The 21,186-nt window shown below is 73.5% G+C and carries 20 protein-coding genes and 1 pseudogene; 10 read left to right on the forward strand and 11 right to left on the reverse strand.

Annotation, left to right across the window (positions count from 1 at the left end; genetic code table 11):
* The first annotated feature begins 13 nt into the window (after positions 1-13).
* Positions 14-1,990 carry an ABC transporter ATP-binding protein gene (locus ACH4UM_RS08795; protein ID WP_398175539.1) on the forward strand — a complete coding sequence of 659 codons (1,977 nt, stop codon included), beginning with the start codon at positions 14-16 and terminating at the stop codon, positions 1,988-1,990.
* A 128-nt stretch (positions 1,991-2,118) separates the two neighbouring features.
* On the opposite strand, the gene ACH4UM_RS08800 is transcribed toward ACH4UM_RS08795, so the two are convergent.
* The 3 genes and pseudogenes from ACH4UM_RS08800 to ACH4UM_RS08810 all read right to left on the reverse strand — a co-directional run.
* Positions 2,119-2,304: a hypothetical protein gene (locus ACH4UM_RS08800; RefSeq protein ID WP_159024888.1), complete on the reverse strand. Its 186-nt coding sequence runs from the start codon at positions 2,302-2,304 to the stop codon at positions 2,119-2,121.
* 155 nt (positions 2,305-2,459) lie between these two features.
* Entirely contained in the window at positions 2,460-2,762 is a 303-nt protein-coding gene (locus tag ACH4UM_RS08805) for a hypothetical protein (RefSeq protein WP_398175947.1), read from the reverse strand.
* A gap of 11 nt (positions 2,763-2,773) precedes the next feature.
* Positions 2,774-3,735, reverse strand: a pseudogene (locus tag ACH4UM_RS08810) (FUSC family protein); the annotation flags it as partial.
* Between the two features lie 456 nt (positions 3,736-4,191).
* On the opposite strand from ACH4UM_RS08810, the gene ACH4UM_RS08815 reads away from it, so the two are divergent.
* The 6 genes from ACH4UM_RS08815 to ACH4UM_RS08840 all read left to right on the forward strand — a co-directional run bounded on the left by ACH4UM_RS08815 (position 4,192) and on the right by ACH4UM_RS08840 (position 12,492).
* On the forward strand, positions 4,192-5,895 hold the full coding sequence (locus ACH4UM_RS08815) for a serine protease (RefSeq protein WP_398175541.1): 1,704 nt from the start codon (positions 4,192-4,194) through the stop codon (positions 5,893-5,895).
* 4 nt (positions 5,896-5,899) lie between these two features.
* Positions 5,900-8,071: a tetratricopeptide repeat protein gene (locus ACH4UM_RS08820; protein WP_398175543.1), complete on the forward strand. Its 2,172-nt coding sequence runs from the start codon at positions 5,900-5,902 to the stop codon at positions 8,069-8,071.
* Positions 8,072-8,199: 128 nt separating this feature from the next.
* Entirely contained in the window at positions 8,200-9,642 is a 1,443-nt protein-coding gene (locus tag ACH4UM_RS08825; protein ID WP_398175545.1) for a VWA domain-containing protein, read from the forward strand.
* Positions 9,639-10,604 (forward strand): hypothetical protein, encoded by a 966-nt coding sequence (locus ACH4UM_RS08830; RefSeq protein ID WP_398175547.1) that lies wholly within the window; start codon positions 9,639-9,641, stop codon positions 10,602-10,604. The genes ACH4UM_RS08825 and ACH4UM_RS08830 overlap by 4 nt, the downstream gene beginning before the upstream one ends.
* Entirely contained in the window at positions 10,601-11,878 is a 1,278-nt protein-coding gene (locus ACH4UM_RS08835; protein ID WP_398175549.1) for a hypothetical protein, read from the forward strand. The genes ACH4UM_RS08830 and ACH4UM_RS08835 overlap by 4 nt, the downstream gene beginning before the upstream one ends.
* A gap of 101 nt (positions 11,879-11,979) precedes the next feature.
* Positions 11,980-12,492: a CU044_2847 family protein gene (locus ACH4UM_RS08840; RefSeq protein ID WP_398175551.1), complete on the forward strand. Its 513-nt coding sequence runs from the start codon at positions 11,980-11,982 to the stop codon at positions 12,490-12,492.
* Positions 12,493-12,526: 34 nt separating this feature from the next.
* Here the strand turns inward: ACH4UM_RS08840 and ACH4UM_RS08845 are convergent, their stop codons facing one another.
* From ACH4UM_RS08845 to ACH4UM_RS08855, 3 genes are read right to left on the reverse strand one after another with little or no spacing between them, the layout of a single operon-like run.
* Entirely contained in the window at positions 12,527-13,309 is a 783-nt protein-coding gene (locus ACH4UM_RS08845; protein WP_398175553.1) for a nucleotidyltransferase family protein, read from the reverse strand.
* Between the two features lie 59 nt (positions 13,310-13,368).
* Positions 13,369-14,331, reverse strand: a complete 963-nt coding sequence (gene pip, locus ACH4UM_RS08850; RefSeq protein ID WP_398175555.1) for a prolyl aminopeptidase — start codon at positions 14,329-14,331, stop codon at positions 13,369-13,371.
* A 36-nt stretch (positions 14,332-14,367) separates the two neighbouring features.
* Positions 14,368-15,129, reverse strand: a complete 762-nt coding sequence (locus ACH4UM_RS08855) for a uracil-DNA glycosylase (protein ID WP_398175557.1) — start codon at positions 15,127-15,129, stop codon at positions 14,368-14,370.
* 219 nt (positions 15,130-15,348) lie between these two features.
* On the opposite strand from ACH4UM_RS08855, the gene ACH4UM_RS08860 reads away from it, so the two are divergent.
* Entirely contained in the window at positions 15,349-15,876 is a 528-nt protein-coding gene (locus ACH4UM_RS08860) for an RNA-binding S4 domain-containing protein (RefSeq protein ID WP_398175915.1), read from the forward strand.
* Between the two features lie 13 nt (positions 15,877-15,889).
* On the opposite strand, the gene ACH4UM_RS08865 is transcribed toward ACH4UM_RS08860, so the two are convergent.
* Complete coding sequence (locus ACH4UM_RS08865) at positions 15,890-16,345, reverse strand: DoxX family protein (protein ID WP_398175559.1); 456 nt, start codon at positions 16,343-16,345, stop codon at positions 15,890-15,892.
* Positions 16,346-16,588: 243 nt separating this feature from the next.
* Positions 16,589-17,281, reverse strand: coding sequence for a class I SAM-dependent methyltransferase (locus ACH4UM_RS08870; protein ID WP_398175561.1), 693 nt, complete (start codon positions 17,279-17,281; stop codon positions 16,589-16,591).
* Between the two features lie 112 nt (positions 17,282-17,393).
* On the opposite strand from ACH4UM_RS08870, the gene ACH4UM_RS08875 reads away from it, so the two are divergent.
* A complete protein-coding gene (locus tag ACH4UM_RS08875; protein ID WP_398175563.1) occupies positions 17,394-17,660 on the forward strand; it encodes a DUF6343 family protein in 267 nt (88 codons plus the stop codon).
* Between the two features lie 61 nt (positions 17,661-17,721).
* On the opposite strand, the gene ACH4UM_RS08880 is transcribed toward ACH4UM_RS08875, so the two are convergent.
* From ACH4UM_RS08880 to ACH4UM_RS08890, 3 genes are all read right to left on the reverse strand, one after another.
* The gene (locus ACH4UM_RS08880) at positions 17,722-18,102 is read right to left on the reverse strand and encodes a tetratricopeptide repeat protein (protein WP_398175565.1); all 381 of its coding nucleotides are present in this window, start codon (positions 18,100-18,102) and stop codon (positions 17,722-17,724) included.
* Positions 18,103-18,152: 50 nt separating this feature from the next.
* Positions 18,153-18,779, reverse strand: a complete 627-nt coding sequence (gene coaE / locus ACH4UM_RS08885) for a dephospho-CoA kinase (protein ID WP_398175567.1) — start codon at positions 18,777-18,779, stop codon at positions 18,153-18,155.
* 177 nt (positions 18,780-18,956) lie between these two features.
* Positions 18,957-19,895 (reverse strand): PAC2 family protein, encoded by a 939-nt coding sequence (locus ACH4UM_RS08890; RefSeq protein WP_398175569.1) that lies wholly within the window; start codon positions 19,893-19,895, stop codon positions 18,957-18,959.
* A 206-nt stretch (positions 19,896-20,101) separates the two neighbouring features.
* Here ACH4UM_RS08890 and ACH4UM_RS08895 point away from each other — a divergent pair, with 206 nt between their 5' ends.
* Positions 20,102-21,085, forward strand: a complete 984-nt coding sequence (locus ACH4UM_RS08895; RefSeq protein ID WP_398175571.1) for a right-handed parallel beta-helix repeat-containing protein — start codon at positions 20,102-20,104, stop codon at positions 21,083-21,085.
* Positions 21,086-21,186: the final 101 nt, after the last annotated feature.

A 21,186-nucleotide genomic window follows, 5' to 3' on the forward strand; every position in this document is an offset into this window, starting at 1 on the left:
GCCGTCGGTGAGGATGAGACACGGGTCCGGAAACGAGGCGACGGGGCCCGAGGTGTCGGAGTCGGAGCGACTGCTCTTCGGCGGCCCACTGCGCTACGACACCGGCTGGAGCCAGCACCACGACGCCTTCCTGGAGCTGAACTTCCGGGGCATGCTGCGCCGGCTGCCCGGCCTGCTCGCCTCCAGTTTCCGGCTCGCCCGGCAGGCCGACCGGCAGGCCACCCGCACCGTGCTGGCCGCCGAGGCGGTCCGGGGCGTCGCACAGGCGGTGAGCCTGCTCGCGGTGAACAGCGTGCTGGGCCGTCTGATCAACGGCGGCACGCTGCACGACCGGCTGCGCGGCGCCGTCCCCGCGCTGGTCACCATGGCGGCGGTGATGCTGGCCGGCGCGCTGCTGCGAGCCGCGTCGACATACGCGACCGGGCGGCTGGAGCCCAAGGTGGAGCGGGTGGCCACCGAGCTGTACCTGGAGCGGGCGGCGGCGGTGGAACTGGCCGCGATCGAGGACCACGCGTTCCACAAGCTGCTGGACACCGCGCAGTACGGCGCAGCCTCCGCCCGCCGGATGATCATGTACGGCACGCGTGTGGTGAACGCGATGATCTCGCTGGTCGCGGCGGCGGGTGTACTGACCGTGCTGCATCCGGTGCTGCTGCCGCTGCTGGCGACCATGACGCTGCCGAGCGCGTGGAGCGCGCTGACCAACGCGCGGCGCCGTTACGAGTCCTTCCACACCTGGGTGCAGCACGCCCGCGCGGGACACCTGCTCAGCGGGCTGCTCACCGAGCCGGCGGCCGCGCCGGAGATCCGCTTGCACGGTGTGGCCCCGTTCCTGCTGCGCCACTACCGGGCGATGTCGGAGACCGCGGAGGCGGAGCAGGCCCGGCTGGCCCGGCTGGCGGCCCGTACGGGTCTGTTCGCGGCGACCTGGACGGGGCTGGCGACCGTGGCGACGTATGCGACGCTCGGCGCTCTGCTGCTGGCCGGGGCGATGGCGCTGTCCGTGGCCGGTACGGCGGTGATCGCGATCCGCACCGGTTCCGCGAGCCTGGACACCCTCGTCCTGGAGGTCAACCAGCTGCACGAGGAGGCCCTCTTCGTGGGCGATCTGCAGCGTCTGTACGCCGAGGCGGCCGAGCGGGCGATCCCGGTCGGCGGGCAGCCGCTACCGGAGAACCCGCGCGAGATCCGCTTCGAGAACGTCACGTTCGGCTACCCGGGCGAGGCGGCGCGCCCGGCCCTCGACGACGTCACCCTGACCATCCCGCTCGGGCGGATCGTGGCGCTGGTCGGCGAGAACGGCTCCGGAAAGACGACCCTGGTCAAGCTGCTGGCCGGCCTGTACACCCCGGACCGGGGCCGCATTCTGTGGGACGGCGTGGACGCGGCGACGGCCGACCGGCACGCGCTCGCGGAGCGCATCGCGATGGTGGCGCAGGACTTCAAGCGCTGGCCGTTCACGGCCCGGGTCAACGTGGCGGTGGGCCGTTCCTCGGCGCCGCTCACCGAGGAACGGCTGGCCGCCGCGGTCGCCGACGCGGGCGCGGAGGAGGTGGTCGCGGACCTGCCGCGGGGCCTGGACACCCTGCTGGCGCGCAACTTCAGCGGCGGGCACGAGATGTCCGGCGGCCAGTGGCAGCGGCTGGGCATCGCGCGGGCCGCCTACCGGCGCGGCCGCATCCTGATCGTCGACGAGCCGACGGCCGCGCTGGACGCCCGCGCCGAGCTGGAGGTCTTCGAGCGGATCCGGCGGCTGGCCGACGGCGGCCAGACGGTCGTTCTGATCACCCACCGGCTGGCGTCCGTGCGCCACGCCGATCTGGTGCACGTACTCGACCAGGGCCGGCTCGTGGAGTCCGGCCCACCGGACGAGCTGCTGGCCACCGGCGGCCTCTACGCGGAGCTGTACGCGCTGCAGGCGGAGCAGTTCACGGCGAAGGCGCCGGCCGAGCGGTGCACGGCGAAGGTGCCCGCCCCGGAGGCGGGCTGACGGTACAGGCCGGGCTGGCGCCCCGGGCCGGGCTGACGCCCAGGGCCGGGGCGACGGCACAGGTCGGGCGCAGGCCGGGCCGACGGCACGGGTCGGACGGCAGCTTCACGACTTCACGCGCGCGTGGGTCAGGCGGTCGCGTCACCGCCGGCCTCGCCGCCCCGGACGATCACCAGGAAGGTGTCCGTGGCGAGATCCATCACGACCTCGGCGGGCAGGCCTTCCAGACGCCGCGCATGCGCGAACTCCTCCGCCGGCCACGACCCGCGCGGTCCGCCGGCGGGAAAGCGCTCGAGCACCGTTCGCCCGTTCACCCTGCACCTCCATGTAGCGCTGTACTCGTAGAGTTAAACGCCAAGCATGGGGTGAACGCCTCGGGCGGTGACGGTACTGAGACGTACTTGACACGTGTTCCACGCCAAAAGTGGGTTCCACCTCACACTTTCGGCTCAGTTGATCACTTTGCGCGTCAACTCGCGCACACCTCGTGTTCACTCTCCCGTGGTCGCGACGCGGCCTGTTCGCGCCCACGCTCCAGCTCGCCGAGGAGCTCGCCGAGGAGCTCGGCGAGGAGCTCGGTGTGCCGCGGGGTGAGCCGGCCTGTGTGGTCGAGGTGGACGGCGCAGGCGGTGGTCGTGTCGACGAGGCGCTCCAGGGTGACGGCGATCCGGTCCGTTCCCTCCGCGTGCCGCAGCAACTCCGCGGCGGTCCACGAACGGGTGTGCAGCGCCTGCCGGCCGGTACGGAAGCCGGCGGGCGGCTCATCGCGCACGGCACCCGAGCGCGCCGCACGTGCGGGTGGTCCTCGGTTCCGGCCCCGCCGAAGACCTCCGCCGCCCGGAGCAGGGCGTCGTCGAGGGCGCGCAGCGCCGGTTCGGAACGGCCGGGCGCGGGCAGCGGACCGGTGGGCGTGCCGCCACGCACGGCGGCGGCCAGGCGCCGGGGCGCGGCGCAGGCGCGCCCGGCGACCGCGTCCCCGGCCCAGGCGCGCCCGGCGACCGCGTCCCCGGCCCAGGCCAGCGCCGTCGCCGCCTCGGCGAGCGGCAGCGCGGCGGCGTACTGCGCATGCAGCCGGCGTTCGGCCGCGGAGCTCGCGGGCGCCGCAGCCGCGGCCCGTCGAGGGAGTCCTGGGCGTGGTCGAGGGCGGCGGTGAGTGCGGCGCGGCGCGCGGTGGCCAGGTGGGTCCCGGCGGCATCGAGAAGGTCGGCGACCGCGTCGCACACCCCCGCGACCGCGTGCCGCTCCCCGTCGAACCGGAAGTCCCCGGCCGGCGCGCCCGGCGTGGGCAGCGCCAGCCGCAGCCCGAGCAGCCACCCGGCTCCGGCGAGGAAGGCGAGCGCCCGCTGCCAGCCGGACTCGGGCAGCGGCATCCCCGCGCCCACGGCGGCGGTGACGAGCAGTTGCGTACCGGCTCCGGAGGCGACGGGCCCGGCGGCGCTGAGGCTCCCGGCGACCAGCCCGAGCAGGGTGAGCGCCAGCGTCAGTGGTACGGCGGGCGGCCACTGGCCGCCGTACGTCCCGACGGCCAGCCCGAGCGCCCCGGCCAGGGCCGGCACCCCGATCCGCCGGATCGAGGCGCGCCGGCTGCCGGGCCGGTCGTTGATGCCGGCGAGCATGGCGGCGATGGCGGCGAGGACGCCGGGAGAGGTGCGGCCGGATGCCACGGCGGCGAGCAGCAGGGGCCCGGCGGCCAGCGCGCCGCGCACCACCGCGCTCCGGGGAACGGGCCCGCGCTGGGCGCGCAGCGCGTGGGCGAGCCACGGCGGCGCGGCGCCGACGGTGACGCGCACGGAAGCGCGGGCCGAGGTACGGGTCGCGGTGAGGGCCGAGATGCGGGACGGGTTCGACGTATGAGGCAAGGCGCGGGCGGGGAAAGGGACCTCGGTACGGGCCGGGTCACAGGTGGTGCGGCGGGACACAGGGCTCCTGTCCGGACGAGGGCGGGGAGGCCTTCGGGCGACGGTGGCCGGGCTGTGGGGTGTGGTGTGCTGCCCACCGTAGATCGCGCATGTGGAAGGAAGTGGAGGGAAGTGGAGGGAAGTGGAAGAAAAGGGAAGGAAGGGGACGGCCGTGTTTCCGGCGGGTGACGATCCGCCGGGAAGACTCCCCGGACTTCCCCCACCTCCTTCCCGGCTGTTCCCGGAAGGGTCCGCCGACGACAACTCGGGCTCATGAGGCGGCCGTTGCCATACCGTGGAGCCATGGGGCTGCATCACCACAGGGAAGACCCGTGGCGGGTGAGGGTGGACGACGAGCGGGGAACGCCCTGCGGTGCCGGGGTGCTGCTCGACGACCGGCATGTTCTGACCTGCGCACACGTCGTCCGCTACGCCGGGGCCGCCCCCGGGGGCACGGCGGCCCGGGTGCGGATCACCAGCGTGGCGTGCCGCCCCGAGTGGACGGCCACCGCCTGCGTGCCGCCGGAGTCGTGGGTGCACGAGGAGGGCACCCGGAGGGGCGACGTGGCCCTGCTCGAACTGGACGAGCCCGCGCCGTGCGGCACCCGGACCACCCTGTGGAAGGTGCCGATCTCCGGGGGCCGGGTGGGCGTGTACGGCTTCCCGCAGGTCGAGCCGTACGGCATCTGGACGGACGCCGAACTGGCGGGCGCCGGCGGCCGTGAGGGCGAGTGGGGTCTGCTGCGGCAGTTGCGCGTGGGCGATCCGTGGATCGAGAAGGGCTATTCGGGCGCCGGAGTGGTGGCGCGGGACGGCGAGTTCAGGGACCGCGTCATCGGGATGGTGGTGGCCGACTACGTCAACGGTGACGCCAGGGCGGCCTGGATGCTGCCGACGGAGACGGTGCTGACGTATCTGCCGCGGATCAGGGAGTTCACCGACGGTGACCGCACCGACGAACTCGGTCCGCCGGGCGGGGAGTTGCCCCGCGATGTGCTCGGCGACCCGCTGCGGCTGGCCCTGACCCAGGAACTCACGCGGCTGCTGCACGGCGGCTGGTCGGGCACCGTCGTGGTGGGAACCGGCGGTACGACCGGGGTGGGCTCCTCGTGGCTGGTGCGGCTGGTGCGCACGGCCGATCCGGCGGCCCGGGCGGCCGTCTCCGGCGACGAGCTCAGCGGGGCCCCCGGGGACACGGTCCTCGGGCTCGGTTCCATCGACGCGGCCTACGACGCCCGCGGCCGCTCCGTGGCCGAGGTGCGTGACTACCTGGCCGGCCGGTTCGGGCTCGGCACCGGGTCCCAGGTCAGGGAGGTGGTGCGCCGGCTGCTGCGCCGCCGGCCGCCCGCCTGTCTGGTGGTGGGCGGCGTCGACCGGGCGCAGGACCCCGACGCGCTCGTGCGGGAACTGCTGGGGCCGCTGGCCGTGCGCGCCCGGTCACGCGGGATGCGCCTGGTGCTGGGCTTCGTGGACCGGCCGCCGGGCGATCTGCCCTACGACGTGTCCCTCGACCCGGAGCCGCTGCACGGGGCCACTCCGAGACGGGTGACCTCCGCGGAGACGCAGGCGGTGGTCGGGCAGTTGGCCGCCGCGGAGGAGGCGTCGGCCCGGCTGCACGAGGACTGGGGCGCGCAGTTCTTCGGCGCGCCCCGGTTGCCGCACGCGGCCGCGCCGCGGCTGCGGGTCCGGCTCGCCGTCGCCCGCACCACGGAGCCCAACCCCGAACTCGCCGCCCTGCACGACGACGCGGTCCGGGCCCGTGCCGGGACCGAACGCCACGACAACGCCCTGCGGCGCATGGTCAGAACCCATCAGGACCTCGCCACGAGCCTGGAGCTGCACCGCGTACGGGCCGCCCGCTTCTTCGGCGACGAGGACCGCACGCTCGGCGAGCTGCACGCTCCGGCGTCCCGTGCGCTGCAGACCGTACCGATCGATCTCGCCGCCGCCCGCACGCTGGTCGGTCGCTACACCGACGAGGTCAACCGCCGGATCGAGGAAGGGTGACGCCGTGGACGCCGTGGAGATGTGCACTCGCCCCGACTGCGGCCGCGGCGAGATCGACGAGAGCGGGTTCTGCACCGAGTGCGACCGGGAGCCGCTGCCGCCGGACCGTGCCGGTACCGCCGGTACCGGGTCCGCCGGTACCGGGTCCGCCGGTACCGGGTCCGGCCCGGCCGGTGGTGCGAGCGTGGGCGTGGCGCCCGTGCGCCCCGATCCCTGGTACGGCCTGGAACTGGCCGGTGACGGTCACGTGCCCGGCCTCCCGGACGCGCCGCCGCAGTCGGCGGGGCCCGTCGCCGAGGAGCACCGCTTCTGCCCCAACCCCGGCTGCGGGCGGCCGGTCGGACGCGGTCAGGACGGCGAACCGGGCCGGACCGCGGGCTTCTGCGCCCACTGCGGCACCCGGTACGACTTCGCCCAGCCGCACGGCCTGACCATAGCCGGGCGCTACGCCGTCGAGCGCGTCCTCGGCTCGGGAGCCTACGGGGCGGCGTATCTCGCGCACGACCGCAACCTGGAGACGCGCGTGGTCCTCAAGGCGCTGAACAGGTCGGTGGCCACGACCGCCGAACACGAGCGGGACGTGCTGGTGGGCCTGCGGCACGACAGCATCGTTCGCATCCTGGGCTACGAGCCCCAGGGACCGCACCTGGTACTCGAGTACGTGCCGGGTGATCCGCTCTCGGCGCGGGACGGCGACCGGCTCGAGACCCTGCTGGCGCACGGCATCCGCGTTCTCCAGGCGCTCGACTACCTGCACGCCAGAGGGCTGCTGCACTGCGACGTCAAACCCCTGAACATCATCCGGTACCGGGAGGAGGGGGCCGCCGGGCCGCTCGACCGGGTCCGGCTCATCGACTTCGGCGCGGTGCGCTCCCGGGAGAAGGACACCGGTCCGGTCGTGGCGTACACCAGGGCGTACGCGCCCCCGGAGGGCGATCCCGAGCACATACGGCCCACCGGCGGCTTCGACCTGTACGGACTCGGGATGACGCTGCGGGAGGTGTGCCGCGCGCACCGGAGCGACCGCGCGGCACCCGGTGTGGACTCGCTGATGCTGCTGCTGGACCGTGCCACGGACACCACGGTGCCGGGGCGGCGATTCGTTACGGCTCGGCAGTTCGGGGAGCAGCTCAGCGGGGTGGTCCGGCAGATCGTGGCCGCCTCACCGACGGGCCGTCAGGTGACCCGGCCCTCGGCGTTGTTCGGCTCGATGACGGACCCGCTGCACGGCGGCCTCGGCGCCGCGCGCCCGCTCGGCCACTGGGTCCGGGCGACGCCGGACGACGGGGCCCTGCTGTCGATGGACGCCCCCTTCTGCGCGCCGCGGCCCCTCGACATCGCGGCCGCGCTGCCCGCCCCCCTCTCCGACCCCGACGATCCGGTGCCCGACGCGGCCGGGAACGCGCTGGCCGAGAGCAGGCTCGCACTGCGCAGACGCGACGTCGCGGCGGCCGAGCAGGCGCTCACGCGCGCGGATCTGCCCGAGTGGCACTGGCTGCGCTCCTGGTATTCGGGGCTGGTCGCGCTCGCACGCGAGGACGCCGCAAGAGCCACCGTCCACTTCACCGACGTACGAAGAGCGCTTCCGGGTGAACTGGTCCCGCAGCTCGCGCTCGGCCTGTGCGCCGAACTGCGCGGCGAACGCGACGACCTGGAGGTCGCCCGCTCCCACTACGGCACGGTCTTCGACACCACGCCGGCGCTCGGCGCGGCGGGTTTCGGCCTGGCCCGCGTGCACCTGCTGGCCGGCCGGCGCGCGGAGGCGGTCGCCACGGCGGAGCGGCTGGCCCAGGAGTTCCGCTACGAGCGCGAGGCGCGCGTCGCCGCCGTACGTCTGCTCGTCACGGTGTTCGCGCAGCCGGTTCCCGCCCCGCCGGCCGAGGAGGACCTGAGGCGGGCCCGCGAGGCGGCTGCCGCCCTCGACGTGGACGACGCCTCGGCCGACGGGCTGCGGGCCGAGATCCAGTACGCGCGGTTCCTGCACAGCCGTGACCGGCTGCGGCTGTCGGAGGCGGTACGCGGACTGGGCGCGCACGCCGCCACCGAACGCGAGTACGTCGCACTGGTCGACCTGGCGAACCGGCTGCGCCCCCCGCTGCAGGGGCGATGGCCGTGGCGGCGCGGCGGAGCCCGTCAGTCCCGTTTCGGACGAACACCGGACACGCTAAGCTTCTGAAGCGTTACGCAGGGGATGCGGGCGCGCAGGGGATGCGGGCGCGCAGGGGATGCATCCGGAGAAGACGAAGACACACAGGGACACGCAGCGACGCGGTCAGGGTGGTGCCGGTGGGGGACAGGTCGCCCTTGGGACTCGGTTTTGCCGTTGAGTTGGACGCGCCCGCGGACCTCGCCCACGACGCGTCACGCGCGGACGCGCTCGTCACCGTCAGGGCGCGGCCGGCCGGGGAGGCGGCCCCGCAGGCGCCGACCGCCGAGATCCTCATCATGGACCGGTCGCTGTCCATGGCCGGCCGGGGCAAGCTGGACGAGGCCAAACGCGCGATGTGCGCGGCCATCGACACCTTGCGGGACGGCACGCACCTCGGGATCGTCTCGGGCAACCACAGGGCCGAGGTGATCTTCCCGCCCGACGGCGGCCTCGCCCGCGTCGACGCCGCCGCCCGGGAGACGGCCAAGGCACGGGTGGTGAGCCAGCTGGCCGAGGGCGGTACGGCGATCGGACAGTGGCTGGCCTGCGCCGACCGGCTCTTCGCCACCGTGTCCGCCCCCGGGAGCGTGCGCCACGCGGTGCTCTACACCGACGGCAAGGACGAGCACGAGACGCCCGAGCAACTGGGCGCCGTGCTGGCGGCGTGCACCGACCGGTTCGTGTGCGACGCCCGCGGTCTCGGCGAGGACTGGAACTACGCGGAGCTGCTGCGCATCACCGAGGCACTGCACGGCGGCGCCGAGGCCGTCGTCACCATCTCCGACCTCACCGAGGACTTCACCCGGCTCATGCGGCAGGCGCAGAGCATCGTCGTGGCCCGGGTGTACCTGGGGCTGCGCCTCAACGAGCGGTTCAGGCTGGACTTCGTCCGCCAGACGCGGCCCGTCGAGGCCGAACTGACGGCCCGGCAGCCCCACGACGGCGAGACCCACGTGCCGCTCGGCTCCTGGTCACCGGACGAAGCCCGCCAGTACCAGGTGTCCTTACGCTTCGAACCCGCGTCGCTGACCGTCGACGAGAACCTGCGCGCCGCCCGCCTCACCCTGCACGCGGAGGGCGCGGACGGAGCGCGCGGGCCGTGTTCCGAGACCCGTTCCATGGTCGTACGGCGGCGGGCCGCGGCCGGGTTCGGCATTCCGCGCTCCCCCAACCTGACCCGGGTGGAGAACGAGCGCGAGCTCGGCATGGCGATGCGGGCCTGCGCCGACGCCCAGCAGCGGGGAGACGGGGAACGGGCGGACCGGGAACTGCGCATCGCGGTGGGTCTGGCCGAGGAACTCCGGGACACCGCAAGGCTGCGGCTGCTGCGCTCGGTGTCGGTGACCGGTCCCGACGGGCGGCTGCAGGTGCGCCGCGACGCCTCGCGCGGGCAGATGCAGCGGCTCGGGCTGGAGTCGACCAGAACCGCCGCACCACCTGCCGGCGCGGTCGAACTGCCCTCGCTCGACGGTACGTTGCGGCGAGTCTGCTCGCGCTGCGGTACGCCGGCCTCGGTGGGCACCGCCAAGTTCTGCGAGGAGTGCGGCCACCGCTTCGGCGACGGGCCGGCGAACGACGCGCCGGTGGACGCCCCGTGACCGGGTCCGCGGCCGCGACGGCCCGGCGGTCCTGGTCGGACACGGCCGCGGGGTGGCCGAAGCGGCTGCGTGCGGTCCACCCGACCACGGTGCTGCGCTGGCTCCGGGCGGGCGTACTGGCGATGGTGCTCGCCACCGCCCTGCTCTACCTGCTGGTGTCGGCACAGGCCGGCCGCCAGATAACCGCCGCCAAGCGCACCGACACGGCCATCCGGAACCTGGACGACGCCCGCGCCGAGGCCGCGAAGGCGAACACCGCGCTCAAGAACGCCGCGGGCACCGGGGAGGTCGCCCTGATCGGCACGGGCACGGAGTTCGCCAACGCCACCGCCCGCGTGAACTCCCTGGTCACCTCGGCCACCGAGGGCAACGCGGACGGGCGGCAGGGGCTGATCCAGATCCAGTTCGTCCAGGGCCAGTTGACCACCTGTGTGCAGCTGGCCAACACCGCGGTCCGCGACTACGACCGCAGCGGCCCGGCCGGGCTGGAGGCCGCCCGCCAGGCGCTGACCGCGCCGCGGCAGCGGGACCGCGAGACGAAGGACGACATCCCCTACACGGGCGGTCTGCTGACCTCGCTCGCCGATCTCGAACGGCAGCAGCGCGACGCACTGGGCAGACAGCAGAACTCGAACTGGCTGGACCCCGCCCACGTCTGGTCCCTCCTCGTCGGGCCGACGGTCCTCATGCTCGGCTGCGTGCTGGCCACCGCCTCCGTGGTGGCGCGCCACTTCCGGCGCTACGTCAGCCCGCGTCTGTTGCTCGCGCTGCTGATCACCGCGGCGGTCGGCGTCACCACCAGCGTCCTGTGCCGGTACGCCGCGGGGCGGCTGACCGGGCACACACCGTTCGCGGACCCCTTGACCACGGCGCTCGCGCTGGTCCTCCTCGTGGCCGCCGGTGTCCTCGCCTGGCTGGGCTACCGCCCCCGGCTCGCCGAGTACCGGTTCCCGCGGTCATGACAGCGGCCACGGGAGCGGTCCTGAGAGCGCTGATCCCCCGCCTCGCGCGCTGCGTCCTGGCCCTCGCCGTGCTCCTGGCCGCGGCCGGGTGCGGCGGTGACCGGCGCGGCGGCAGCGTGACGATCATGGTTCCCTGGTCCGGCGACGAGTTCGCGGCCTTCCACGCGGTGGTCCGCACCTTCGAACGGGACACCGGCGTTCATGTGAACGTGCAGGTCACCCGAGCCCTGACCCAGCAACTCGACGCCGCGGTCGGGGCCGGCGCGCCGCCCGACCTCGCGATCCTGCCGAGCGTGGGAGCGATCTACACCTACGCGGACCACGACAAGGGTCTCAAGCCGCTCGGCAGGACCACGGACAGCTTCCTCCAGCCCTTCCAGGGCCTGACGAGGATGGGAGACAAGACCTACGCACTTCCGGTCAAGGTGGACGTCAAGAGCCTGGTCTGGTTCAGGGTGGCGCCGGTCGGGCCGGCGCCGGACCCGGCCGGTCTGCAGTCCTTCGCGAAGGCGCATCCGGGCGCCTGGTGCCTCGGCCTGGAGTCCGGCCCGACCTCCGGCTGGCCGGGCGCCGACTGGATCGCCGACCTCGTCCTCGCCCAGCAGGGCGCCGGAGCATACGAGCAGTGGCTTTCGGGCGGGCGGCCCTGGAAGCAGGTGGGCGAGGCATGGAGCGGCTGGCGCAACCAGGCCGGCACCGGCGTGAAGAACGCCTCCACGCAGATGTTCAGCGAGGCCGCCCGCGGCATGACCGCGAAGCCGCCCAAGTGCTCCCTCGCCCACGGCGCCCTGTCCGCGATGGGCTTTCCCGCCGCCGACGTCCAGAAGGGGCGTTACGGCTTCGTGCCGTCGTCCGCGACGCACCGGCTCGAGGTCTCGGCGGACTTCGTCGGCAAGTTCACCACGGACAACCCCGACGCCGACGCGCTCGCCGCCTACCTCGCGGGCAGCGAAGCCCAGCAGTCCTGGGTGGACCAGCCGGGAGGCTACGCGTTCTCCGCCAACACCCGGGTGACGCGGTACCGCAACGGCGGCGTCCAGCAGCGGATAGCCGAGATGCTGCGGCCACGCTCCGGCTACACCCTCTGCTTCGGCGCCGCCGACGCGATGACGCCGGACGTCTCAGCCGCCTTCTACCGCGCCGTCCTCACCTACGCGGCCCAGGGCGGCACGGACCCGTCGGCACTCCTCACCAAACTCGACCAGCTCCAGCGCAAGCTGGGGGCGTCGGGAAAGTCCCCGGTCCCCACGGACCGGCTCTGCGCCGCCCCTTGACCCCGCACCGGCCCCGCCCTACTCGTCCCCGCCTCCAGACCTCGCCCCAGGCCGCCCGCCCCGCCCGCCCCGCCCCGCCCCGCCCCGCCCCGAGGAGCCCCATGCCGGACGCAGTCCAGTTCACCCTCACCGACGGAACCGTCGTCCTCGTGGCCCCGCCCGCCCGGGCCGGCACCGGAGCCGTCGGCCTCGGCACCCGCCTGGAGACCGCGGAGCGGACCCTGCGCCAGGCGCTCAGGCCGATCACATCGGCCGCCGCCGAGGTCATCGGCGAGTTCCGCTCCCTGGCGCACCGGCCCGAGGAGGTGGAGGTCACCTTCGGCGTGGTCCTGGACGCCAAACTGGGCGCGCTCATCGCCGGCGCCAAGACCGGCGCCCACCTCGACGTCAGCCTGCGGTGGAGCGGTTCGCAGCAGCGGCCGGGCCCGGGACACGCGGACGGCGGGCACGCGGACTCCGGACGCGGGGACGGCGGGGGCGGCGGTGACGGCGGAGACGGCGGAGACGGCGGTGACACGGACACCGGGGACGGGGGCGGCGGAGACGGCGGGGACACGGACACCGGGTGCCGGGACGGTGGAGACGCGGACCCCGGGGACGCGGAGTCCCGCTGAATCAGGTGCGCCCCGTCTTGGGGCGACCTCGGTGTCAGGGTGACATCCGGGCCTCGAAGAGCGTCTCGGCGGCGAGGACGGCCTCGGCCAGCGCGGCCGGGGACGCCCGGCGGGGCAGTGCGGTGACGATGTCGTCGACGTCCCGCAGGGCCGCCCGCTCCAGGAGCCGCTTCTCGTTCGTGACCCACTCGCCGCGCGCGGCGAGAACGGCGTGCGCGGTCTGCGCCGCGACGGTGGCGATGGCGCCGGTGACTTCGGTGACACGGCCCGCAGGAGCGTGGTTGGCCTTCGCGTAGCAGACAGTGGCGCGGGCAGTGCCGTACCAGCGTTCGCGAGCGGTACGGCGCAGCTCGGGCGGATAGGCAGCGGGCCGTGGGAGCTCTCCGCGCAGCACTCGGTTCACCGCCAGCTCCGCGACCACCAAGTAGCTGGGGATTCCCGCGAGATGGAACAGCAACGGCTCCACGCGGAAGCGCCCCGCCTCCGCCTCCGCCAGCTCGTGCTCGACGACATCGAGATCGCGGTAGTGCACGTCGGCGCGCCGTCCCTCGATGGTCAGCCAGGCGCCCCCGTTGAACACGCCGCCGCCCCATCCGCCGATCTCGGACACCTCGCCCTCCCAGCCGACGGCGCGCAGATCGGCGGGATCGAAGCGGCCACGGTAGTAGACGGCCAGGTCCCAGTCGCTGCCGGACGTGTGGGTGCCCTGGGCTCGGGAGCCGCCCAGGGCCACCGCGCGGACTCCGGGGAGCGCTGCGAGCCGGTCGGCGGTGGTGTCGAGGAAGGTCTCGTCGCCGGAGCCGGCGAGGGCGGGCATGGGTCGGCTCCCGAAGGTCGGCTTGGGGTCGGCTTGGGGTCGGTTCTGGGTCGGTCAAGTCAGCTGGCGGAGTACTTGTCCGTCGCCGCCACCAGCGCGTCCACCGCCTCGGGCACGGACGGACCGTGTCCGGCCTGGTCGACGACCACCAACTCGCTGTCCGGCCAGGCGTGGTGGAGCCTCCAGACGGTGCCGAGGAGGTTGCCGAGGTCGAGAGAGCCCTGGACGAGGGTGCCGGGGATGCCCTTGAGCAGGTGCGCGTCGCGCAGTACCACGCCCTCGTCGTTGCCCTCGCCGAGGAAGTGGTCGTTGCCGAAGTAGTGGGTGACGGTGCGGGCGAAGGCCATGCGGAACACCGGGTCCTCGTAGCGTTCGACGGAGCGCGGCGGTGCGGGGGTGATCGCCGTCTCCCAGTCGGTCCAGGCACGCGCGGCCCGTCCCCGTACCGCCGGGTCGGGCGACTCGATCAGCCGGTTGTACGCGGCCGCCAGGTTGCCGTGGCGGTCGTGCCCGGGCAGCTCGGCCAGGAAACGTTCGAAGGCCTCCGGGAAGATCTTCCCCAGGCCGTGGGTCAGCAGGGTCACCTCGGGGTTCGAGCCGGTCGCGACGCCCGTCAGCACCAGCTCCGAGACGGCGCCCGGGTGCGCCTGGGCGTACCGCAGCGCCAGCACCGAGCCCCACGACACGCCCCACACCAGCCACCGCTCGATCCCGAGGTGCCGTCGCAGCAGCTCCAGGTCGGCCATCACATGCGCCGTCGTGTTGACGCTCATGTCGGTGTCGTGGGCGCTTGCGTGCGGCGTCGAACGCCCGCAGCCCCGCTGGTCGAGCAGCACGATCCGGTACGCGGCCGCGTCGCAGTAGCGCCGGTGGCGGGGTGTGCAGCCGGACCCCGGCCCGCCGTGCAGCATCACCGCCGGCTTGCCGTCCGGGTTGCCGCAGACCTCCCAGTGCACGCGGTTGCCGTCACCGACATCGAGCATGCCCCGGTCGTACGGTTCGATCTCCGGATAAAGGCCCATCGGGGCACCGTAACCGCCCGGCGACGGCCCGTCACACTATTTCCCGTGGTGGCGTTCCCCGTGGTGGCCATGCGGCGACCGCTGCCGCCCCGGCGGTCCGGGCAGCACCGGCAGCCCCGCCGCCTCCGCCGCCGTTCGCAGCACCTCCCGGAGCATCGCCGGGGTGAGCCTGCCGGTGAAGGTGTTGCGCTGGCTGACGTGGAAGCAGCCGAAGAGGTCGATGCCGTCGAGCGCCACCCGGGTTCCGTGGGCGAAGACGGGGCGGGGGCGGGGCACCGTCCAGCCCGCCTCGGCGAACGCGGGCAGCGCGGCCTGCCAGCCGAAGGCGCCCAGCGCCACGACCGCCCGCAAAGTGGGCCGCAGCAGTCCCAGCTCCCGGACCAGCCAGGGCCGGCAGGTGTCCCGCTCGCCGGGCGTGGGCTTGTTGACGGGCGGGGCGCAGTGCACCGGCGAGGTGATCCGCACGCCGTACAGCTCCAGCCCGTCGTCCGCGGAGACGGACACGGGCTGGGAGGCGAGCCCCACCTCGTGCAGCGCCTGGAACAGCACGTCACCGGAACGGTCCCCGGTGAACATGCGGCCGGTGCGATTGCCGCCGTGCGCGGCCGGGGCGAGTCCGACGATCAGCAGCCGGGCGTCCGGCGGCCCGACGCCCGGCACCGGCCGGCCCCAGTACGTCCAGTCGGCGAACGCGGCCCGCTTGGTTCGGGCCACCTCCTCCCGCCAGGCGACCAGCCGCGGGCAGGCCCGGCAGTCCGCGATCCGCCGGTCGAGGGCGGCGAGGCTGCTGATGTCCATGTCCCCACCGTAGAACCACCGGGAAGGGAGGAAATTCGCGCGGAACGGTGGGCGGGGGCGGCTATGGTCGATGGCATGGCTTCCGAGGACGACATGGACCGTGACCAGGGCAGGAGCAAACGCGGCGGCGAGCGCGGACGCGGACGCGGCGGCTCCGCCGAGGCGGCAGACGCGGCGGTCGGCCCACAGGCCACGGCCGTCGGCCCCGGGGCCACGGCCGTGGAGTCGGAGGCCGGCCCCGCCGACAGGACCGATGGGACCGATGGGACGGCAACCGTCGTCGATCCCAAGACCGCCGCCGCCATCGCCGCCGCCGAGGCGGCCGCTCCGGCGAGCGGTGAGAACGTACGGATCGACAGCTGGATCTGGGCCGTGCGCCTGGTCAAGACGCGGTCCGTCGGAGCCACCGCCTGCCGGGGCGGGCATGTCCGGGTGAACGGGGAGCGCGTGAAGCCCGCCCACTCCGTCCGCGCCGGCGACGAGGTGCGTCTGCGGCACGAGGGCCGCGAACGCGTCGTCGTCGTCAAGCGCCTGATCCGCAAGCGCGTCGGCGCTCCCGTGGCCGTCCAGTGCTACGTCGACAACTCCCCGCCGCCCCCGCCCCGCGAGGCCGTCGCCCCCATCGGCATCCGCGACCGCGGCACGGGCCGCCCCACCAAGCGCGACCGCCGCGAGCTGGAACGCCTGCGCGACCTGGAGCGCCTGCGCGACGCGGGCGGCCTGGGCGGCCCCCCGCGGGGACGGTGACCGCCGGACGGTCTCACCCCCGCCGCCGCACCAGCCGCAGCAACTCCGCGTTGTGGTCCCGCCGTGCCCAGGCGACGAGGCCGAGCGGCAGGATCAGGATCAGCGGGGTCGCCGCGTACTGCCCGTCGAAGACGGTGAGCTGGACGATGAACGCACCCACCATCAGCGCGCTCAGCGCCATCGCCGCCAACGACTGCAGCACCGGGACCAGAAGCGCGACGGCTCCGGCCAGTTCCAGGGCGCCGATGGTGTACATGCCCGCGCTGCCCCAGCCGATCCTGTCGAAGGACTCCACGGCCGACGGATGCGCGATGAGCTTGGGCAGAGCGCTCGCGAACCCGTAGAACAGCGCGAGGAGCACCTGTACGGCGCGCAGGGCGACGCGGGCCGCGCGGCGGGCGCGGGAGGGCGCGGCCGACGTGACGGAGTCGGCGGCGACCGACGGGACGGGAGCGGTGGTCTCGGACACGGCGGTCTCCTGCGGGAAGCGGCGGGTGGTGCTTTCGCGGAGGTAGACCGGCCCGTGCCGCGCGACTCATCGCTGTCCGGCGAGATTCACAGGACCCTTTCCCGTGTTCTCCATTCCTCTGTTCCCTACGTCCTCTGTTCCCTGCGTTCCCTGCGTCCTCTGTTCCCTGCGTTCCCTGCGTCCTCTGTTCCCTGCGTTCCCTGCGTCCTCTGTTCCCTGCGTCTTCTGTTCGCTGTGTCCCCTTCAGTCCATCGGCACCGCCCTCACCCACACCCCGTCCTCGGTCAGATACGTGTCGACCCGCAGTCCCGCCTCCGCCAGCGCCTCCTCGAACTGCTCCGTCGTGAGCGGCCGGGCCAGGAACGTCTGTGTCCAGGTGGCGTCCGGGAACGCGTACTCCGCGCGCACCGAGTTCACCCCGTCCCCGACCGGCTCGGACGACCTGATCCGCACGGTGAAGCCGGCCGGGTCGACTCTCTCGCGCGGCAGATCGGTGTGGTAGTCCGCGCCCTCTCGCTGGATCAGCACGCAGCCGCCCTCCGTAACGTGCCGTGCGCAGGTGCGCAGCAGTCCTCGCCGTACCTCTGTGTCGCCGGTGTGCACGAGGAACGACGCGAGCATCACCACGTCGAAGGTCTCCCCCGCGTCGAGGTGCTCGATCGGGCTGCATATGGTCCGCGCACCGCGCACCCGCCGAAGCATCTCGGGAGACTCGTCCACCGCCGTCACGGTGAATCCCCGCTCCAGCAGCGGGTGGGTCACGCGGCCCACCCCGCAGCCGAGCTCCAGGATGCGCGCGCCCGTGGGCACGGCCGCCGCGATGATGTCCGGCTCGGTGCCTGCGGGCAACCGCGAGTACAGCTCCACCGCGCAGCCGTCCGGCGTGATCGCCCCCGGTCCCGTCCCCTGATACCCCGCACGCGTTTTCCGCTCCATGCCCGTCCAACGGTCCGCCTCCCCAAAGCCGTTCCCGCCCCCGATCGGTTCACTCGTACGTGTGATCGGCGCGTGCGAACGGGTATGTGACAGGGAGGAACGGTGATCGGCGATGCGTACCGGCAGTGAACCGACGACCGCGCGCAGTGCTCTGCGTGCGCGGTTCTGGCTGAGTGTGTGGGGGCTGATCTGGGCGGTCTTCGGCACGGTCGTGTTCGTGCTGGTCGGACGGCCCGGATGGGCGGCGGCCTGCGCGGTGCTGTGGCTGGTGATCGCGGTCGACCTCACGATGATCGTCCGGCACATGCGGCAAGGCCCGCATTATCAGCCGGGACGCGACGTCCCTCCGTACCTGCCGCCCGAGAGCCGGCATCGGTAGCGCCGGCATCGCCGGCCGGGGCGGCGGCCGACACACCCTGCCGAAGGCGGAAGGCGGGCGCTCAGCTGTCGAACTCGGCCCGCTTCAGGTATTGGGGGTTGGGGTCCAGTGCGGCGGCCAGCCGGAAGTGGCGCTTGGCCTGGTCGGGACGGCCCTGCCGCTCGTAGGTGCGGGCGAGCGCGAAGTGCGCGAACGCGTTGTCCGGCTCACGCTCCAGGACGATGGTGAATTCCAGCTCGGCGGGCCGCAGTTGCGCGGCCGCGAAGAAGGCACGCGCGCGCAGCAGTCGGGCGGCCGTGTTGTCCGGGTGCGCGGCGATGACCCGGTCGAGCAGCTTCACCGCGCCCCGCGGATCCCGCGCGGCGAGCAGCTGCTCGGCGGCGCGGAAGTCGATGACATGCGTCTCCGGAGTACGTCCGGTCGAACCGCTGGTTTCGGGCACGGCAAAGTCCTTCCCTTACTAGAAGGGTTCAACGCCCCGTCCGGACACCCCTATTCCTGGGAGTCCGCGCGCGGGGCGCGGGCCTCGGCCCTGCGGACGAGTTCGGCCCAGACCTCCCTGACCCGCCGCTGAAGCCGCTCCAGGGGTACGTCGTTGTCGATGACGATGTCCGCGATTTCCAGGCGCTTGTCCCGTGTGGCCTGGGCGGCCATGCGCGCGCGGGCGTCCTCCTCGGTCATGCCGCGCAGCCGTACCAGCCGGTCGAGCTGGGTTTCCGGGCTCGCGTCGACGACGATCACGAGGTCGTACAGCGGGGCCAGGCCGTTCTCGGTGAGCAGCGGGACGTCGTGGACCACGACGGCGTCCTCGGCGGCGGCCTCCTCCAGCTCGCGCGATCGTGCGCCCACCAGCGGGTGCACGATCGAGTTCAGGACGGCGAGCTTGCCGGGGTCGGCGAAGACGATGGAGCCCAGTCCGGGCCGGTCCAGGCTGCCGTCGTCGGCGAGCACCTCACGGCCGAAGGCCTCGACGACCGCCGCGAGGCCGGGCGTGCCCGGAGCGACGACCTCGCGCGCGATGCGGTCGGCGTCGATCAGCACGGCCCCGCACTCCACGAGCAGCCGCGACACCTCGCTCTTGCCGGCTCCGATCCCGCCGGTCAGGCCCACCTTCAGCATGAGCGGAAGCTTAGGCCCTGCCGTCGGCTGCGCGTCCGACGGCCCGGTCCCCGGCAACCCCGTCCCCGAGGGCCTTGTGCACGACGGCCTTGTGTACGACCGCCTGGCGCCCGACCGTCTGGCGCCCGACCGTCTGGCGCCCGGGGGTCCTGCCACCGGCGGCGCGCCCGGCCCGCGTCAGTTGTCGCCCTCCCGCTCCGCCAGGAAGCGTTCGAACTCGCGGCCGATCTCGTCCGCCGAGGGGATCTCGACGGGTTCGGCGAGCATGTTGCCCCGGGTCTGAGCGCCCGCCGCGGCGTCGTACTGGTGCTCCAGGCCCTGGACGAGGGAGGTGAGTTCCTCGTCGCCCTCGCGGATCTGCCGGTCGATCTCCGTCTGCGTGCGGTGGGCGTCGTTGCGCAGCGCGTGCGCGAGGCCCGGGAGGACCAGCCCGGTGGCCGCGGTGATGGCCTCCAGGACGGTGAGGGCGGCGTCGGGGTACGGGGAGCGCGCGATGTAGTGCGGCACGTGCGCGGCCACGCCCAGCACGTCGTGCCCGGCCTCCATCAGGCGGTACTCCAGGAGTGCTTCCGCGCTGCCCGGCACCTGGGCCTCCTCGAAGGGGCTGCGGTGGCCCGGCACGAGGTCGCTGCGGTTGCCGTGCGGGGTCAGGCCCACCGGTCGGGTGTGCGGGACGCCCATGGGAATGCCGTGGAAGTTCACCGACAGTCGCACGCCGAGCCGCTCCACGATCTGCCGTACGGCCGCCGCGAAGCGCTCCCACTCCACGTCCGGCTCGGGACCGGACAGCAGCAGGAACGGCGCGCCCGTGGCGTCCTGCACGACACGCACCTCGATGGCGGGCTCCTCGTACTCGGTCCAGCGGTCGCGCTTGAAGGTCAGCAGCGGGCGGCGGGCCCGGTAGTCGACGAGCCGGTCGTGGTCGAAGCGCGCCACGACCTGGTGGGGCAGTGAGTCGAGGAGCCCGCCGACGAGCTGGTCGCCGGTCTCACCGGCGTCGATGTATCCGTCGAAGTGGTAGAGCATGACAAGACCGGCCGACTCCTGGGCGAGCGCCAGGTCGACGGCGGCCAGTCCCTTCGGTTCCCATGCGTACAAACCCTGCGGATCAAGCACTGTGACCGCCCCTCCTCGTATTCAAAGGTCACAACGAGGCACGGGACGACGGCATTCCCCGTCCGGCTCCGGAATGCGGGCAGTCTTGACGCGCCCATGACCATCCCCTAGGTTCTCGAAGCAAGCCGCCGTTCACACTTACACCCATCGGTCACATACAGGAACAATAAGCGGCGGCCGACCTACGGGACCCAGGAAGGCACCCCATGCGCAGACACAGCCGTACGCTGCTCACCTCCCTGCTCACCGCGACCACGGCCGCCACCGGGCTCGTCCTCGCGTCCACCGCGGCCCCGGCAGCGCCCCGTGCCACCGGCGCCACGGTAATCGAGGTCTCCACGTCATCCCAGCTCAAGTCGGCCCTGGCGGCGGCCACGCCCGGCGACACGATCCATCTCGCCGACGGCACGTACACCGGCAACTTCAAGGCGACCAGGGCAGCCACCGCCGGCTCCCGGATCACGCTCACCGGATCGGCCGGGGCGGTACTCACCGCAAGCGGCGGCTACGGCCTGCACCTTAACGGCGCGTCGTACTGGACGGTCAGTGGGCTGACCGTGACCGGCGGCCAGAAGGGCATCATGATCGACTCCGCGAAGGGCGTCGTGGTGGACGGTGTGACCGTGCACGACCTCGACATGGAGGGCGTCCACTTCCGCAACTCCAGCACGGACGGCGTGATCAGGAACTCGCGGATCTACGACACCGGGAACGACGGCCAGGGCATGGGCGAGGGCGTGTACGTCGGGACCGCGAACACGCTCTCCGACCGGAGCGACAACATCCAGATCCTCGGCAACACCATAGGGCCGGGCGTCGGCGGAGAGAACGTCGACATCAAGGAGGGCACGACCGGCGCGCGGATCGCCGGCAACACCTTCGACGGCAGCGGGCTCACGGGCGCCAACTACGACGACTCCTGGGTCGACGTGAAGGGCAACGGCGTCCTGGTGGAGAACAACACCGGCAAGAACACCACCAACGACGGCTACCAGACCCACACCCAGCAGTCGGGCTGGGGCTGCGGCACGGTGTTCCGGGGCAACAAGTCGATATTGACGGGTGCGACCGGTCCGACCCGGCTCGCGATCGACGTCACCAACTACGGCCCGGGCTGCGGGACGACGGTCTACGGCAGCAACACGGTCACGGGCGGCAGCGGGCTGACGAACATCGCGGTGACGCCCTGACGGATGCCCCTCCGGCGAGGGAGCCCCGGACCCTCGGATCCGACCGCCGGGCCGACCGCCGGGCCACCCGCCGGACACGACCGCCGGACACGACTGCGGGC

The organism is Streptomyces sp. NPDC020801, assembly GCF_044334385.1.
Taxonomy (GTDB): Bacteria; Actinomycetota; Actinomycetes; order Streptomycetales; family Streptomycetaceae; genus Streptomyces.